Genomic DNA, 14512 nt, shown 5'->3' on the forward strand with positions numbered 1-14512 from the left:
TGTAATAGGTGAACATCGCCACTCCGACCGCCTTTCTTTTTATCGAATTGCGTACGCCATAAAGCCCTGCTAACGGTATCAAGCAGTTATCCACATATCCATCAGCGTAACATGGAAGGCATCATAGCTGGGTAACTGCAGCAGAAATTCCTCGAAAAGGATGTGCTCGACGGCCTGCCTCTGTTCGAAGACTGAGTCTGATGACATGGTCAGAATATTCCCGTCTCGCTCTCAAGGAGTATCCTCCTACAGGATAGGATACCTCTTTTTTGTCTAGTTTAATCAGGTTCGCGACTTGCCCTCTCTCGCACCCCTCACCACGGCACTCATCGCAGACAGGAGATCCCCGATTGTCGGCAGACGAGCCGACAACAGCCCTTCGATCACAAAACCATCCACCAGTACAGTCAAGGCCTGAGTAGTCGACTCATCGGCAAAGCGTCGTATCGTGTCGCGCAGCACCTGGGTGGATGTTTCGCTGTAGAAGCTGAACGCCGGGCGACGCAGTGCCAGGAAGTAGAGTTCATAGGACAACACGGTTTCCATCCTGTCACGCGTCAGCCGGGTGACTATCAGTTCGGCCAGCCTGCCGATCAGCTCTTCCAGCGTCGAGATATCGGCACACCAGGCGCTCATCTCCTTTCGGCGTCGCTGTATCAGGTGTTCGATGGTCGCGATCAACAGTGCATCGAGATCACGGAAATAGTAGGTGGTCGACCCTAGAGGGACACCTGCCTCGGCAGCCACTGCGCGATGGTTGATCCCCTGAACGCCCTTAACCAGCATAATCGCCAGTGCCGCATCCACCAGGCGTTCTGGCCGTTCAGGGTCACCAAAACCTCGTTTGCCCCGAGCCTTCGTCATGCGATTTTTTTCCCCTTCCGGTTGATCAGGATTACGCCGACCACAATCAGAGCAATACCCCCAAGATTGGCAAGCGTCATCGCCTCGCCGAAGAACAACCAGCCGGACACAATCAGCAACAAGGTGCCCAATCCAGCCCAAACGGTATAGGCCACACTGGCAGGAATCCGCGCCAACACGTGAGAAAACAGTAAGAGAACCAGCACATAGCCTGCAAAAGATACTAGGCCGGGAGTGAGCCGCCGGAACCCGTCGGAATATTTCAGCAGCGACGTCGCAGCTGCCTCTGCAAATACCGTAACCACAAGCAGCATCCACGTACGCAAGTTGAGGGATTGCATTATGTTTGCCCTCCCAGAACTGCGATGCCTGCCAGAACGCAGAGGAAACCAGCCATGCGACTACCCGAGACAGGAAGGTGGAAATAAAAACGATCGACGCCTAACAACGCGAGTGCGACCAAGCCGGTCCACACTGCATGGGCCAGGGCGACAGGCATCAGGGTCATTGCCCGTGCTAGCAGAAAAGTCGAACCAGCATAGCACAGCAGTGCCAATACGGTTGGAATAGGTCTTTGAAAACGCTTTGAGCCTTTCAGCGACAACGTTCCAAGGGTGCTGCATAGAGCCCCGAAAATAAGAGTTTGTACAGCCATTGTACCCCCAAGAACACAAAATAGTGTACTACCGTACACATTTTCCCTGAGGACTTCACCAAATTCTGCGGTAAATGCGGCCTGTCGTTCATTTTATAATCAATTATTCGCTATTTAACATTTCACTCCTATGGCATCAGTAGGACAGGCTTGATCGTGCTTGCTGTCACCGCATCGGCCCATGCGCTGGCAATTATGTAAACGTATAGGTCTTGATTAGGCGACCGAATGGCCTGACATCAATATTCGGCCATGAGTGGAATTAAGGTTTGTGGGATCACCAGAGGATGGTGAAATAATTATCTATGATGATATAACTATTTAATCCTAGCCAAATGTAAGAATATCATGTGAGCACCAGTAAGTCTGAAATGCTCACTTCATTCGTCGAACTCGCCGACGCTGCCTTGCGGGCCGCACGCAAACGGCGGGGCTACCCGGCTCTAGCTGTGAGGGCAGACGTACCATTTGCGAACACCACAGCCTTCCTGTGTTGAGGTGATCCTAATGGACCGCCTACCTAACTCCGTTGATAGTCTGAAAGTCATGGCGTCACTGCCCCATCGACAGGATGGCGTAAAGCGTTCCGCTACGCATCGAGTGAGGCATGGCCCAACATCCGGCGAATGTTCGCCAATAATAACGTTTCAGTGGAAGTCGTTCTTTAGTGTGCATGAGGTGTCCACCGTCAAAATATGCGGGTGATGAAGTACAGGATTCTGAGCCAGACGGTATTGAGATGACGCTTACAGTGCGCCCAAATATCCATAATCTTACAAGAGTGGGTGGACGACATTCACCTGTTATCAAACTTTCAGCGCAAAAGGTCAAAAGATACTATTAAGATTGAATTAAGCTGAATGTCCGTTTATCGTCCGCAAAGGAACAGATATGAACAAAGATCCACTGGAAACCAGCGTAAGCGAAGGACTTGCAAAAATGCATGAGTCTGCGGAGTTAGTCTCCGAAGAAACTGCACTGAAACTTGCAGAGAAAGCACGTAAAGACGCTGAAGAAACTAAGAAGCAGTATCGCAAAAAGCAAGAGCGATAAGGTCCGCTTGCCAGGCAGAGGGTAGAATTTAAAATTCTGCCCTTTTCTTTGTTTGAATGTAAGCGTCCAGCGAGGGCCGTCTGGTCATAATCTAATGCATCCGACAAAGTGGCGTCCACCAAATATGTGTAGTGGGAACCAAAGTGTCAGATATGCAGAAAAATTTGACTCCCGGCGGGCGTAAGGGCTGTCCTAATTATTCTCCTGTATTTAAGTAGCAGCTCGTTGCTGCCTCCAGCGAACCCTGGATATTCCCCCGGAATTAACCCTATATTATAGGCCATGATTTGTTTGGATTAGTGAAACGAGAGAAATCTCCCAGTTCTGACGCCAGTGAGATGGCAATCGTTTTACCCACACCTTACAGCACCTGAAGTTGGCAGACCAGATTGTACAATGACCATTCGGGTAACAGCCGGTCAATTTCCTGATCCAGCTGTATTATCCGGCTTTCTATCTGTTCAAGGTTCTGGCAATAGTACTGAAATGCAATCTGCTGCGATGGCAGAGGAAAAGTCTGATTGGCCAGCCATATCCGATGTTTGTAACTCCACGGTTTCTTGTCATATCGTCGGTCATTACGCAGTAATATGCTCTGTATCCGCAGTCTGGCGATTCGGCTATCTTGCTTTGAAGCAGCCCTGGCCCGAACCAGATCACGCATAGCTTCGTGCGTCAGGTCAGGGATCCAGACAGGAGTTAATTCACCAGCACGTAATAATCTTGCTAGACCAACTGCATCACGGTGATCGTTTTTGATGCGGTCTGTGGGGGATTTTGGGATCCGTGATGGTGCTACAACAATACACTCAATGTCCATCGCTGTTAGCTGGTGACGAATATTGTATCCACAGGGACCCGCTTCATAACAAGCCATAATGGATGAGTATTGCTTTTTTATCTTTAAAAATAGGTAATTAATGCTTTGCTGTTGATTTGGGATGTTACCATAAAAGCGGATTTCTCCACCGCGCTCAGGACTGGCTATCGCGATAGCCAACGATTCTTTATACACATCCAGACCAACATAAATCGAAGGGGAATTTTGTAACATGATGACCTCCAATAATGCACCGATGCTAAAGTAATTATATAAAGGTCATACCATCTTCCTGTTCTTCGGCTCTGACCATGGTGGTGAGCGCGGAGCGCTGCTGTACAGCCTGATCGGTACATGCAAACTGAACGGCGTGGATCCAGAGAGCTACTTCCGTCATGTGTTCAACGTCATCGCTGAGTGGCCAGTCAATCAGGTCAGTGAACTGTTACCTTGACGTGTAACCCTGCCAACTGAATAACACATCCACGCCAATACGGTTCTCGCTGTACGCTTACGTTTGAATAACGGCAGAATCTGGAACAGAGTCACTATCAGCACCTCAATTATCTTACCCACTCGTGGATTATCTATGCTAATCGCGCAGATATTGCTGACCTGCATCGTGACGTTGGGTCACTAAATAGCTATATGGACACCGACCCAACTCAAGCATAGTTTGATTATTTCTGACAAAAGTACTAACAAACATATACCTAGCTTCGTGAGCCCTGATGAACATCCGCACTATCTGTAACGTGATGGACTGATATGGGCGAGTTATTACAGAACCATATAATCTTTTCCTTTGTTTACCTATGCCCAGCCCACTTGGGCACTTTTGTTCACCAGCGTTCCAACAGCCTTATTCACGCCGCCGCGAAAAATAAAACCCTTAGACACTTCTGCAAGGCACTACTTCGCTCATTCGGGAAGTTAACTCACAGCGACTATACCGGCCGATTATTATTCTAAAATTTGGGTTCGCTTTCAGCTGAAGTTATCAGGAATAGCTATTTTAGACATAAAAAGTTAAAAATAAGACGTGGATATTCACTAATATTACTGCTTTAGGCAGCCCCTATGCAGTAAGCGTATTTAATTATTTTGACAGGAACTTGCATGCTGGAACTCATTAAGGCTATCGGGCTGGGGCTGGTAATGATTTTGCCCCTTGCAAACCCACTCACCACCGTGGCCTTATTTCTGGGGCTGGCTGGGGATATGTCAGCCGGCGAGCGGAACAGGCAGGCCCTACAGACCTCAGTATATGTATTCATCATTATGATGGTTGCTTTTTATGGTGGCCAATTGATTATGGATACATTCGGCATCTCTATTCCCGGATTACGTATCGCAGGTGGGTTGATCGTCTCTTTTATCGGTTTCAGAATGCTGTTTCCCCAGACCCTGGTGGAAAGCACCCCGGAAGCTGCCAGCAAAGCCAGCGAAATTCAGCGGCGTAGTCCTGCGCGTGCCGTCAACATAGCCTTCGTTCCCCTTGCAATGCCCAGCACTGCTGGTCCCGGCACCATTGCCATGATCATCAGTTCAGCTTCCCAGATTAAAAGCGGCGTCGACATGACCCCTTGGGTACTTACAGTAGCGCCAGTGCTCACAACCCTCCTGGTCAGCCTGATACTGTGGTTGTGCCTGCGCAGTTCGGGATTCATCATGCGCCTGATTGGTAATAGCGGTATTGAAGCGATTTCTCGTCTGATGGGGTTCCTTCTGGTCTGTATGGGTGTGCAATTCATCATCAACGGCGTTCTGGAAATCGGTGCAACCATGCCGTGACCCTGACCCAGAATTCTGTTTCTGAATGGCGTGATTTCGGGTCAGGGTCAGTGATTTGCCCGTTGTTGACAGCACGTGGCGCGGCGAGGCTTTCGGGCCGGTGGCACCGAAGCGCATTTCGGAGTAGGTGATGGCCGATACCACGATGCGGTGTCCGCGCAGTACCGCCTGCTCAAGGCACTTACGAACGGCTTCCGGCTGCTCGCGCATGATGTACGAGCAGATACAAGTGTCGGCATATACATTTTGTTGGCAGGTCAAATCGTCTTTCATCGCTGACAACGTCCTCACGCTCCGCCATAAAGTCCGGCTCGGCTTTTTCGAACTCAAAGAATGAACCCCAGGTCGGCCGGACCGGACGCAGGATGATGCTGTCCCCTTCCCGGACAATCTACAGTTCGCTCACCCCCTCAAAATCCAGATCGCGGGGCCGGCAGATGGCGCGGTTGTTGCCGTTTTTAAATATGGATACGGTTCTCATATTACACTCCCCAACAGTGTGGATATGTGGAGCATATCCGGAATGAAGTTCATCCACCGGGTGTGCGTATATGTCAAGTATAGGTAGATACTCAGCAAGTATATGCAGATGCTTAGTATATGTGTATGCCAAGAAGCATAGATTGTTACTGAGCGGGACTGTTCGATGGGTTAACAGCAAAGGATTAAGGTCCGCAATGAGCGAACAGCAGACATCGCTCTTGCCCGAGAATTGTACATGATACGTTCAGGGTAATTTATTCTCTGCATTCGAATCTGAAGAGCGTTTTAGCACAATGGGCCATCAATTGAGCCAAATCTGAACTGGCATGCTGGCATCGTCAGATTATATTATCTGTAACCAGCCGACAGTCTTCTTTATTTTTTAATATACACTGTTAAATATCTCGACCTGAACCAGGACCAGCCGCTAACTATACTTATGCCACTCAGGGTTAGTATCGTGCCTAAAATAAACCCTGACTGTAGTTGTTCTCGCAAAACAAAGACTGCCGTAATGACTCCAAATACGGGCGTCATGAATGAGAGAACGCCGAGCTGTGATGCCATATATTTGCGCATTAAACTGAACCAGGCTAAATAACTCGCAAAGCCAACTATTGCACTTTGGAAGATTAAACTGGCAATCCCGACGGTACCCGGCTCAAAGTGATTCTGGCCGGAAAAGTATGAATAGGCTGATAAAAGTAAAAAACCTCCTGCAAGTTGACAGAAGAGTGTATGTGAGGCGGGAGACTCACCAAGAGAAGAGCATCTGACAACTATGGTAGTGGCTCCCCATGACAGTCCTGCAAGTAATCCCATTATGTCTCCTGTCAAAGTCAGGCTGGAGCTACTAACCGGATCCTTGCCTGACAGAAACGCGACACAAATCCCTGAAAAGGTGATTGCTATCCCTAACCATTGTGGTGCACACAGTCGTTCATCGGGCCTAAAAAACTGTAGCCCTATAGCAGCAAAAACAGGAGCTGTATAAAGGAATACTGACATGTGAGATGCCGAGGTGTATCGCAGGCCTTCAGCAACAAACAGGAATTGCAAACCAAAAAGTATGCCCACAGCTCCCCCGGGAGCTAAGCAATTAGTAAAACTTCTTAGAGGCGTTTTTTTGAAAATCATTATTAAACATATAAGGCCCGCAGCAACTCCACTTCTGATAGCTACTTGCAGAACCGGAGAAATTTCATCAGCTACGCCTTTAATTGCGACTTGCTGAATTCCCCAAACTATACACAGCGAGGTCATGGCCAGTGTGGCATATGTGTCAACCGGTTTTAGTTGTAGCGTCACTTAATTCTCCCTCAAATTGATTTTTTTTGGAACCCTGGCCATTGTGTAATCCGCTCACAGCGGGCCTCATAGTTTATGCTTTGAGCATATAGATAAATGATTGCACTGTCTGACCGGTAGATGTGATTACCTCTACCGGAACACGTTCATACTCGGAACCTTCGAACTCATCGAGAGTGTGCCAGTGATTATGCAAATTCTCTGAAGTGAAAAGAAAACCCTGTACACGATTACCTGAGTCATCCAGCAAAATTCCCGGATAACCCATCTCTGCACCCCAGCCTTTCTCTAATAAAGAGCCACCAACGTGGCCTTCCTGCCATGCGCCCCCGATATTTTCAAGAATATGAGCATTAGGACGGCCAGGACCGAGTGTTCCATAAACAAACAAACTTTCCATTGTTCCTCCGGTATCGCAATGAAAATAGTAATCTTCTTTAGGCTAATTTTGATTTTCCGACTCTGATCTGACAAATCATTTGTTCTCACAACATGCGTGAATTATTATCACGCGTATGATGTACGATCACCTCCCCCCATTGCAGACTCTGCGCGCTTTTGAAGCCACTGCCCGCCTTTCAAGCATGACGCTGGCGGCAGCGGAGTTGCACGTTACGCATGGCGCGATAAGCAGGCAAATCCGGAAGCTCGAAGAGCATCTGGAATTTAAGCTATTTTTCAGGCTAACACGGCAGATAATTCTGACGGATCAAGGGGTTGAATTTCACCATGTGGTCACCCGTCTTTTGAGCGATTTATTGAGGGAGTCTGAGCGTCTGCGTGGAAGAAACCAGATAAAGAGTTTACGTATAAGTACAACGGTTTCATTTGCCAGTAAGTGGTTAGCACAGCGTCTCAGCCGGTTCAGTCAGAGATATCCTGAATTTGATATTCAACTGGATGTTACAGACATTAATGTGGATCTCAATGATGGTCAGGTAGATGCTGCAATTCGTTACGGCCTTGGTAATTATCGAGATGTTTCGTCTGAACGAATGTTTGATGAAACAGTCACCCCTGTCTGTAGTCCAAGTTTTCTTAAGAAACATAATGGCCTGACAGAAATAAAGGAACTTTTAAACTGCATTCTTCTTCATGAGTACAAAATGCAGGCGAACTGGCAGGCATGGTTTGAGATGGCCGGAGAAAAAAACTTCAGTTGCCATCAGGGGCCCTTATGGACTCTTGGCAGCATGGCGACTGAGGCTGCTATACGTGGTGAAGGTATTGCTCTGGGACGCAGTGTTCTGATTGCAGATGATGTGGCGGCTGGAAGGCTTGTTGTCCCGTTTCCACAGTATAAGCTTAAGGCTGAGCGGGGGTACGATTTAGTCTATCGTCCATATGATAAGGATACATTTAAAATAACCATTTTAAGACAATGGCTCACTGAAGAAATGAGCTTGCTAAAAGATTGAATGGCGCGCTAAATAAGGTCCGAATCTGGCACAGGGCTGCTGTTGCAGCCCTGACAACCTTAGACTTCAATCGATTCAGATATCTCTAACGCATCATCGACTTCGATGCCCAGATAACGGACTGTGCTTTCCAGTTTCTTATGGCCCAACAGAAGTTGGATCACCCGGAGATTCTTGGTTTTCTTGTATATCAAGTAAGGTTTTGTTCTTCTCATGGAATGTGTGCTGTAAAGCGAAGCTTCGAGACCAAGCTTTTCTACCCACCCATGAAAAATTCGGCTGTATTGTCGGGTTGATATGTGCCGGTTAGTTCCGATCCGAGACCGAAACAAGAAGTCTTTGCTGTGCAAATTGCCAAGCTTTATCAATGCAGCAACAGCTTCTCTTGTCCCTTTGGTTATCTCAAATTGCACAGGACTACCGGTTTTCTGTTGCAGCACCGTAGCTCTGCTTGAAACCGAGCTACCATATGCAACATCAGATACTTTGAGGCTCACCAGATCGCAGCCTCGTAGCTTACTGTCTAAGGCCATATTGAACAGAGCTAAATCACGCGTTTTACCTTCCAGTTCAAGCCGGATTCGAATCCCCCAGATATGAGATATCTGAAGTGGTCTTTTTTGGCCTATGATACGGTCTTTATTCCACGGTGACGTGTTCATACTCAAATCTCCTGCAATGTGGGAGATTTGAGTATGGTTGTCCCTTATGAGCGAACAGCGGACATTGTTGAGGCCAGAGAATTGTGCATGATGAGTTAAGGATGATTTATTCTCTGCATTAGAACCTGAAAAGCGTTTTAGCATCATGGGTAGTTAAATCAGCCATATCTGAACTGGCTTGCTGACATCGTCAGATTATATTATCTGTAACCGGCCGACAGTCATCTTTATTTGTTAACAGATACAGTTAAAAATCTCGACCTGAACCAGGACCAGCCGCTAACAATGCTTATGCCACTCAGGATTAGCATCGTTCCTAAAACAAACCCTGACTGTAGTTGTTCTCTCAAAATAAATACTGCCGTAATGACCCCAAATACAGGCGTCATGAATGAGAGAACACCGAGCTGTGATGCCATATATTTGCGCATTAAACTGAACCAGGCTAAATAACTCGCAAAGCCAACTATTGCGCTTTGGAAGATTAAACTAACAATCCCGACGGTACCAGGGGCAAAGTGATTCTGGCCGGAAAAGTATGAATAGGCAGATAAAAGTAAAAAACCTCCTGTAAGTTGACAGAAGAGTGTATGTGAGGCTGGAGACTCACCAAGAGAAGAACATCTGACAACTATGGTAGTGGCCCCCCATGACAGTCCTGCAAGTAATCCCATTATGTCTCCTGTCAATCTCAGGCTGGAGCTACTAACTGGAGCCTTACCTGACAGGAACGCGACACAAATCCCTGCAAATGTAATTGCTATCCCTAACCATTGTGGTGCACACAGTCGTTCATCAGGCCTAAAAAACTGTAGCCCTATAGCAGCAAAAATAGGAGCTGTGTAAAGGAATACTGACATGTGTGATGCCGACGTATATCGCAGACCTTCAGCAACAAACAGGAATTGCAAACCAAAAAGTATGCCCACAGCTCCCCCGGGGACTAAGCAATTAGCAAAGTTTCTTAGAGGCGTTTTTTTAAGAATCATCATTAAACATATAAGGCTCGCAGCAGCCCCACTTCTGATTGCTACTTGCAGAACTGGAGAAATTTCATCGGATACGCCTTTAATTGCGACCTGCTGAATTCCCCAGACTATACACAGCGAGGTCATGACTAGTGTGGCATATGTGTCAACCTGTTTTCGTTGTACTGTCACTTAATTCTCCATCAAATCAATTTATTTAAGGTGCCCTGGCCATTGTTTAACCCGCTCACAGCGGGCCTCATAGTTTATGCTTTGAGCATATAGATGCATGATTGCACTGTCTGACCGGTAGATGTGGTTACCTCTACCGGAACCCGTTCATACTCAGAACCTTCGAACTCATCGAGTATGTGCCAGTGATTATGTAAATTCTCTGACGTGAAAAGAAAACCCTGTACACGATTACCTGAGTCGTCCAGTACAATTCCCGGATAACCCATCTCTGCACCCCAACCTTTCTCTAGTAAAGAACCACCAACGTGGCCTTCCAGCCATGTTCCCCCGATATTTTCAAGAATATGAGCATTAGGCCGGCCCGGACCGAGTGTCCCGTAAACAAACAAACTTTCCATTACTCCTCCGAGTATCGCTATGAAAATGATAACGTTCTTTGTGTTAATTTTGATTTTCGGACCCTGACCTGACAAATCATTTGTTCTCACAACACGCGTGAATTATTATCACGCGTATGATGTTTGATCGCCTCCCCCCATTGCAGACTCTGCGCGCTTTTGAAGCCACTGCCCGTCTCTCAAGCATGACACTGGCGGCAGCGGAGTTGCACGTTACGCATGGCGCGATAAGCCGGCAGATCCGGAAGCTCGAAGAGCATCTGGGGTTACAGCTATTTATCAGGCTGACACGACAGATAATACTGACGGAGGAAGGGGCTGAATTTCACCATACAGTTACCCGTCTTTTGAGCGATTTAATGAGGGAGTCCGAGCGTCTGCGTGGAAGAAAACTGATTAAGAATGTGTGTATTAGTACAACGGTTTCATTTGCCAGTAAGTGGTTAGCACCACGACTCAGTCGGTTCAGGCAGAGATATCCTGAATTTGATATTCAACTGGATGTTACTGACATCAATGTGGATCTTAATGATGGTCAGGTAGATGCTGCAATTCGTTACGGCCTTGGCAATTATCGAGATGTTTCGTCTGAACGTATGTTCGATGAAACAGTCACCCCTGTCTGTAGTCCAGGTTTTCTTGAGAAGCATAATGGTCTGACAGAGATTAAGGAACTTTTAAACTGCGTTCTTCTTCATGAGTACAGAATGCAGGCGAACTGGAAGGCATGGTTTGAGATGGTCGGAGAAAAAAATTTCAGTTGCCATCAGGGGCCCTTATGGACTCTTGGCAGCATGGCGACTGAGGCTGCTATACGTGGCGAAGGTGTTGCTCTGGGACGCAGTGTTCTGATTGCAGATGATGTAGCTGCTGGAAGGCTTATTGTTCCGTTTCCACAGTACAAGCTTAAGGCTGAGCGGGGGTACGATTTAGTCTACCGTCCAGATAATCAGGATTCATTTAAAATAACCATTCTAAGACAATGGCTCTCTGAAGAAATGAGCTTGCTGAAAGATTGAATGGCGCGCTAAGAAAGGTCCGCTCCTGGCACAAAACGGACCGTCATTGTCACGCATTTTGTCAGCGGTCAGTTAATCCAATCTCCCGGAGTGAGGTTAGGCAACTGCTCAAACGCTCTAATATTGTCGTTACCAGCACGATGCCGGCACCAATGGTATGCCCAGCGATCGCAGGGCCATTCAGGCCATTCAGGCCAATCGGCGTCCGGCGTCGGTATAACATATTTAACAAACTCGTGGTGATGTGGTTTGTAAGGTGCAGAATTGTTATGGGCACAGTTACAGGACAGTTAGATCGAAGCCACTGGATCACACAAACAGCCTTATAACAAGCTGCACGCCAAGCAAGGAATCCGAGCAACTCTATCTCTGGCCGCTGGGTAGACGTCTAGCGGTCACCCGAATCTTAGCGATATTGGGCTATAAGGCATTAAGTAAGAGCGTCAGGTGGTGCTGCATTTATCCGACCTACACTACCCGTAGGCCTGATAAGCGCAGCGCCATCAGGCGTTTTCACGGAATGCTATACCTCCAGTCCTGCCCGGAACTGGCCCCATTTCAGCACCGAGTTCACGCCAATCGACAGGAATGGCTCCGGCGGGGTTCTGTTCGGGCCTGGGGACGCCACCAGGAAATCGATCAACTCATTGCGCTCCCCGGCGATCATATCCGCCAGCAGTTTGCCGGTGGCGGTGCCGCGGGTGATCCCCAGACCGTTACAGCACAGCGCGCCATAGACGTTCGGTGCCAGCTGACCGAAGAAGCCTTCGTGGTTGTCCGACAGGCAGATAGCCCCGCTCCAGGAGTATTCGAAATCGACCTTGCTCAGCATCGGGAAGCGGCGCTCGAAGGATTTACGGTGGGTTTCAATATTGTGCTTTAGCTGTTTTTCACGCGGGCGACCGTCGGGATGGAAGCTAAAGCTGTTGCGCATCAGGATGCGGTTATCCACCGTGCGGCGCACGGTGCTGCCAAACGGATGCGCCGGGATCACGCCCCACACTGGTTTGCCGCCGAGCTGCGCCTGCTCTTCAGCGGTCAACGGACGGGTCAGGCTGCCATAGAGGAAGGTCGGCAGCAGGCGACCGCGCAGGAAGCCAAAGTGAGAAGCAAAGGCGTTATTCGCCAGGATCAACGTGTCGGCGGTGATGCTGCTCTGACCATGCACCAGCGTGACCTTGTCGCCATAATCTATAGAGGTAATGGGCGTGTTTTCATACAGGGTCACGTTAGACGGCAGGCTGTCCGCCAGCCCTTTCACCAGCGCCGAGGGCTGGAGCAGAATGGTGCCCGGAATGTAGAGCGCCTGCTGGTAGTAAGAGGTGCCGATATGGTCCGGCAGATCCTTCCCGGGGATCATCTCCGCGTGGCGGCCAATTTTCTCCAGCCCGCTGCGGTAGGCCTGCAGAATGGCAATCCCCTTCTCCCCCACCGCGGCCTGGTATTTACCGGACTCGGTCATCTGACATTCGATGCCGTGCTCCTTCACAATCTCACGCAGGTAGTTCTGCCCGAGGGTATTAAGCTTGAGGATCAGATTGGCGGTGGTCACGTCGCCGATATAGTCCTTGGCCCCGATATCGTGCGGGACATCAATGGCGAAACCGGCGTTGCGCCCGGAGGAGCCGTAACCCACGTCCTGCGCCTCAATCAGCACCACTTCATCATCCGGGAAGTTCAGCGCCAGTTGACGAGCCGCCGCCAGCCCGGTTAGCCCGGCCCCGACTATCGCCCAGCGGGCATGCTTTTGCCCCACGTGGGCAGGACGCGGGGTACGCGGTTGACTGGTGTGATACCAACCCGGCAGGGCGTCGTCAGCAGGCAGAGAAGTGATCTTTTGCACGTTGGTTACTCCGGTAAGCTCTGATTATGTTCTCGTCACGTCACCGCAGGATCCGGCAACTGATATGGGATCAATGTTAGCCATCCTGATTAAATGAATATGTGATGTATATCTCATGTATACATGAAGTATAAAAATAGTTGCGAAGATGATAAAAAGGCGTGAAAAACCCGGCGCAGCGGGGCGTCAGAAGATATAACAGAACGGGAGAAGAGGGCCTGTCAGCGGGCGCCTGCAGGCCTTAGATTGAGGCGTTCAGCGGTTATCGCCCTCCGGGAATGGCGCGAAATTATCGGCCTTCAGCCCCTGCGGCGCGATGAAGATTTCCATGTTTTCCCGCGACAGCTCCCAGTGCTCAAACACCAGATCCACCACCGCCTGTTCGTCACGCGCCTCAATGGCAACGATAAAGGCGTCGTGATGATCCGCGGCCAGCTGTAAACGGCGCTCCATATCCTCGTTTTGCGGCCGGAAGAAGGTATGCCCGATGCGACAGTGGTCGATCAGCAAACGCCCCAGGCTCGGCTGCAGATAGGGGTTGGCCGCCATCTCGCCCATGATCTCGTGAAAACGATTGTTCTCCAGCGCCAGCGCCTCGGCATCGCGGGTTTGCACCGCTTTGCGAAAGCGTTTCTGGGTCTCTTTCAACGCTTTCAACTGCGCCGGTTTGTAATGCTGCACGGCCAGGCGTCCGGTGGCGGCGTAGATCATCGGTGCCACCAGGAAGAAATTGCGCAGCGTCGAGTGGCTCATCGGGATCACCCGCACGCCGCGTTTTTCCACAATTTCGAGATAACCTTCCCCCGCCAGGCGCTGGAACACTTCGCGTACCGGCGTGCGGGAGAGGCCGTACTGCGCGGTCAGCGCGGCTTCATCCAGCAGCTCGTCTGGATCCAGCTCCATGGTCAGAATATGGCGCTTGAGATCCTCATACAGCGCTACCTTTCCCGTTCTCATTGACGCCTCCTGAAAGTCGACCTGTGATGCTTAACTATGATGTTGCTTAACCTACAGATAAAGATGTGCAACAGC

The 14512-nt window shown here is 49.2% G+C and carries 14 protein-coding genes and 4 pseudogenes; 5 read left to right on the forward strand and 13 right to left on the reverse strand.

Features of this window, described 5'->3' with window-relative positions; genetic code table 11:
• Positions 1–282 precede the first annotated feature (282 nt).
• Genes EKN38_RS07800 through EKN38_RS07810 form a run of 3 tightly spaced genes read right to left on the reverse strand, consistent with a single transcriptional unit; the run spans position 283 to position 1519 of the window.
• Positions 283–864, reverse strand: a complete 582-nt coding sequence (locus tag EKN38_RS07800; protein WP_126521885.1) for a TetR/AcrR family transcriptional regulator — start codon at positions 862–864, stop codon at positions 283–285.
• Positions 861–1205: a multidrug efflux SMR transporter gene (locus EKN38_RS07805; protein WP_126521887.1), complete on the reverse strand. Its 345-nt coding sequence runs from the start codon at positions 1203–1205 to the stop codon at positions 861–863. Before EKN38_RS07805 ends, EKN38_RS07800 begins: the two co-directional genes overlap by 4 nt.
• Complete coding sequence (locus EKN38_RS07810) at positions 1205–1519, reverse strand: DMT family transporter (protein ID WP_126521889.1); 315 nt, start codon at positions 1517–1519, stop codon at positions 1205–1207. The genes EKN38_RS07805 and EKN38_RS07810 overlap by 1 nt, the downstream gene beginning before the upstream one ends.
• Positions 1520–2410: 891 nt before the next feature.
• Between EKN38_RS07810 and EKN38_RS25730 the strand changes: the two genes are divergently transcribed.
• Entirely contained in the window at positions 2411–2572 is a 162-nt protein-coding gene (locus EKN38_RS25730) for a hypothetical protein (RefSeq protein ID WP_185812833.1), read from the forward strand.
• A 248-nt stretch (positions 2573–2820) separates the two neighbouring features.
• Here EKN38_RS25730 and EKN38_RS07815 read toward each other — a convergent pair.
• Positions 2821–3626, reverse strand: a pseudogene (locus EKN38_RS07815) (IS110 family transposase); the annotation flags it as partial.
• A 43-nt stretch (positions 3627–3669) separates the two neighbouring features.
• Here EKN38_RS07815 and EKN38_RS07820 point away from each other — a divergent pair.
• Together EKN38_RS07820 and EKN38_RS07825 are read left to right on the forward strand one after the other, a co-directional pair.
• A pseudogene (locus EKN38_RS07820) lies at positions 3670–3846 on the forward strand (transposase domain-containing protein); the annotation flags it as partial.
• Between the two features lie 665 nt (positions 3847–4511).
• Positions 4512–5186: a MarC family NAAT transporter gene (locus tag EKN38_RS07825; protein ID WP_126521891.1), complete on the forward strand. Its 675-nt coding sequence runs from the start codon at positions 4512–4514 to the stop codon at positions 5184–5186.
• Positions 5187–5258: 72 nt separating this feature from the next.
• On the opposite strand, the pseudogene EKN38_RS07830 reads toward EKN38_RS07825, so the two are convergent.
• The 4 genes and pseudogenes from EKN38_RS07830 to EKN38_RS07845 all read right to left on the reverse strand — a co-directional run.
• Positions 5259–5431, reverse strand: a pseudogene (locus tag EKN38_RS07830) (type II toxin-antitoxin system VapC family toxin); the annotation flags it as partial.
• Positions 5432–5439: 8 nt separating this feature from the next.
• Positions 5440–5667 (reverse strand): annotated as a pseudogene (vapB, locus tag EKN38_RS07835) (type II toxin-antitoxin system VapB family antitoxin); the annotation flags it as partial.
• Between the two features lie 377 nt (positions 5668–6044).
• Positions 6045–6977, reverse strand: coding sequence for a DMT family transporter (locus tag EKN38_RS07840; RefSeq protein WP_085522083.1), 933 nt, complete (start codon positions 6975–6977; stop codon positions 6045–6047).
• A gap of 73 nt (positions 6978–7050) precedes the next feature.
• Positions 7051–7377 (reverse strand): gamma-glutamylcyclotransferase family protein, encoded by a 327-nt coding sequence (locus tag EKN38_RS07845; RefSeq protein ID WP_085522085.1) that lies wholly within the window; start codon positions 7375–7377, stop codon positions 7051–7053.
• Positions 7378–7492: 115 nt separating this feature from the next.
• On the opposite strand from EKN38_RS07845, the gene gcvA (EKN38_RS07850) reads away from it, so the two are divergent.
• Complete coding sequence (gene gcvA, locus EKN38_RS07850) at positions 7493–8395, forward strand: transcriptional regulator GcvA (protein WP_250899550.1); 903 nt, start codon at positions 7493–7495, stop codon at positions 8393–8395.
• Between the two features lie 59 nt (positions 8396–8454).
• On the opposite strand, the gene EKN38_RS07855 is transcribed toward gcvA (EKN38_RS07850), so the two are convergent.
• From EKN38_RS07855 to EKN38_RS07865, 3 genes are all read right to left on the reverse strand, one after another.
• Positions 8455–9057 carry a site-specific integrase gene (locus EKN38_RS07855; protein WP_024906933.1) on the reverse strand — a complete coding sequence of 201 codons (603 nt, stop codon included), beginning with the start codon at positions 9055–9057 and terminating at the stop codon, positions 8455–8457.
• Between the two features lie 227 nt (positions 9058–9284).
• Positions 9285–10217, reverse strand: coding sequence for a DMT family transporter (locus EKN38_RS07860; RefSeq protein WP_126521893.1), 933 nt, complete (start codon positions 10215–10217; stop codon positions 9285–9287).
• Between the two features lie 74 nt (positions 10218–10291).
• Entirely contained in the window at positions 10292–10618 is a 327-nt protein-coding gene (locus EKN38_RS07865; RefSeq protein WP_126521895.1) for a gamma-glutamylcyclotransferase, read from the reverse strand.
• 116 nt (positions 10619–10734) lie between these two features.
• On the opposite strand from EKN38_RS07865, the gene gcvA (EKN38_RS07870) reads away from it, so the two are divergent.
• On the forward strand, positions 10735–11637 hold the full coding sequence (gene gcvA, locus EKN38_RS07870; RefSeq protein WP_250899551.1) for a transcriptional regulator GcvA: 903 nt from the start codon (positions 10735–10737) through the stop codon (positions 11635–11637).
• 523 nt (positions 11638–12160) lie between these two features.
• Here the strand turns inward: gcvA (EKN38_RS07870) and EKN38_RS07875 are convergent.
• Positions 12161–13480 carry an FAD-binding oxidoreductase gene (locus EKN38_RS07875; protein WP_126521897.1) on the reverse strand — a complete coding sequence of 440 codons (1320 nt, stop codon included), beginning with the start codon at positions 13478–13480 and terminating at the stop codon, positions 12161–12163.
• A gap of 255 nt (positions 13481–13735) precedes the next feature.
• Positions 13736–14437 (reverse strand): GntR family transcriptional regulator, encoded by a 702-nt coding sequence (locus EKN38_RS07880; protein WP_126521899.1) that lies wholly within the window; start codon positions 14435–14437, stop codon positions 13736–13738.
• Positions 14438–14512 lie beyond the last annotated feature (75 nt).

Origin of the sequence: Enterobacter sp. WCHEn045836 (assembly GCF_003965585.1) — a bacterium.
Lineage (GTDB): Bacteria > Pseudomonadota > Gammaproteobacteria > Enterobacterales > Enterobacteriaceae > Enterobacter > Enterobacter dissolvens.

What these genes read in the sequence shown, in the direction of transcription:
- EKN38_RS07800 (WP_126521885.1), bottom strand. Translation starts at nt 864, where the DNA reads ATGACGAAGGCTCGGGGCAAACGAGGTTTTGGTGACCCTGAACGGCCA.
- EKN38_RS07805 (WP_126521887.1), bottom strand. Translation starts at nt 1,205, where the DNA reads ATGCAATCCCTCAACTTGCGTACGTGGATGCTGCTTGTGGTTACGGTA.
- EKN38_RS07810 (WP_126521889.1), bottom strand. Translation starts at nt 1,519, where the DNA reads ATGGCTGTACAAACTCTTATTTTCGGGGCTCTATGCAGCACCCTTGGA.
- EKN38_RS25730 (WP_185812833.1), top strand. Translation starts at nt 2,411, where the DNA reads ATGAACAAAGATCCACTGGAAACCAGCGTAAGCGAAGGACTTGCAAAA.
- EKN38_RS07825 (WP_126521891.1), top strand. Translation starts at nt 4,512, where the DNA reads ATGCTGGAACTCATTAAGGCTATCGGGCTGGGGCTGGTAATGATTTTG.
- EKN38_RS07845 (WP_085522085.1), bottom strand. Translation starts at nt 7,377, where the DNA reads ATGGAAAGTTTGTTTGTTTATGGAACACTCGGTCCTGGCCGTCCTAAT.
- gcvA (WP_250899550.1), top strand. Translation starts at nt 7,493, where the DNA reads ATGATGTACGATCACCTCCCCCCATTGCAGACTCTGCGCGCTTTTGAA.
- EKN38_RS07855 (WP_024906933.1), bottom strand. Translation starts at nt 9,057, where the DNA reads ATGAACACGTCACCGTGGAATAAAGACCGTATCATAGGCCAAAAAAGA.
- EKN38_RS07865 (WP_126521895.1), bottom strand. Translation starts at nt 10,618, where the DNA reads ATGGAAAGTTTGTTTGTTTACGGGACACTCGGTCCGGGCCGGCCTAAT.
- gcvA (WP_250899551.1), top strand. Translation starts at nt 10,735, where the DNA reads ATGATGTTTGATCGCCTCCCCCCATTGCAGACTCTGCGCGCTTTTGAA.
- EKN38_RS07880 (WP_126521899.1), bottom strand. Translation starts at nt 14,437, where the DNA reads ATGAGAACGGGAAAGGTAGCGCTGTATGAGGATCTCAAGCGCCATATT.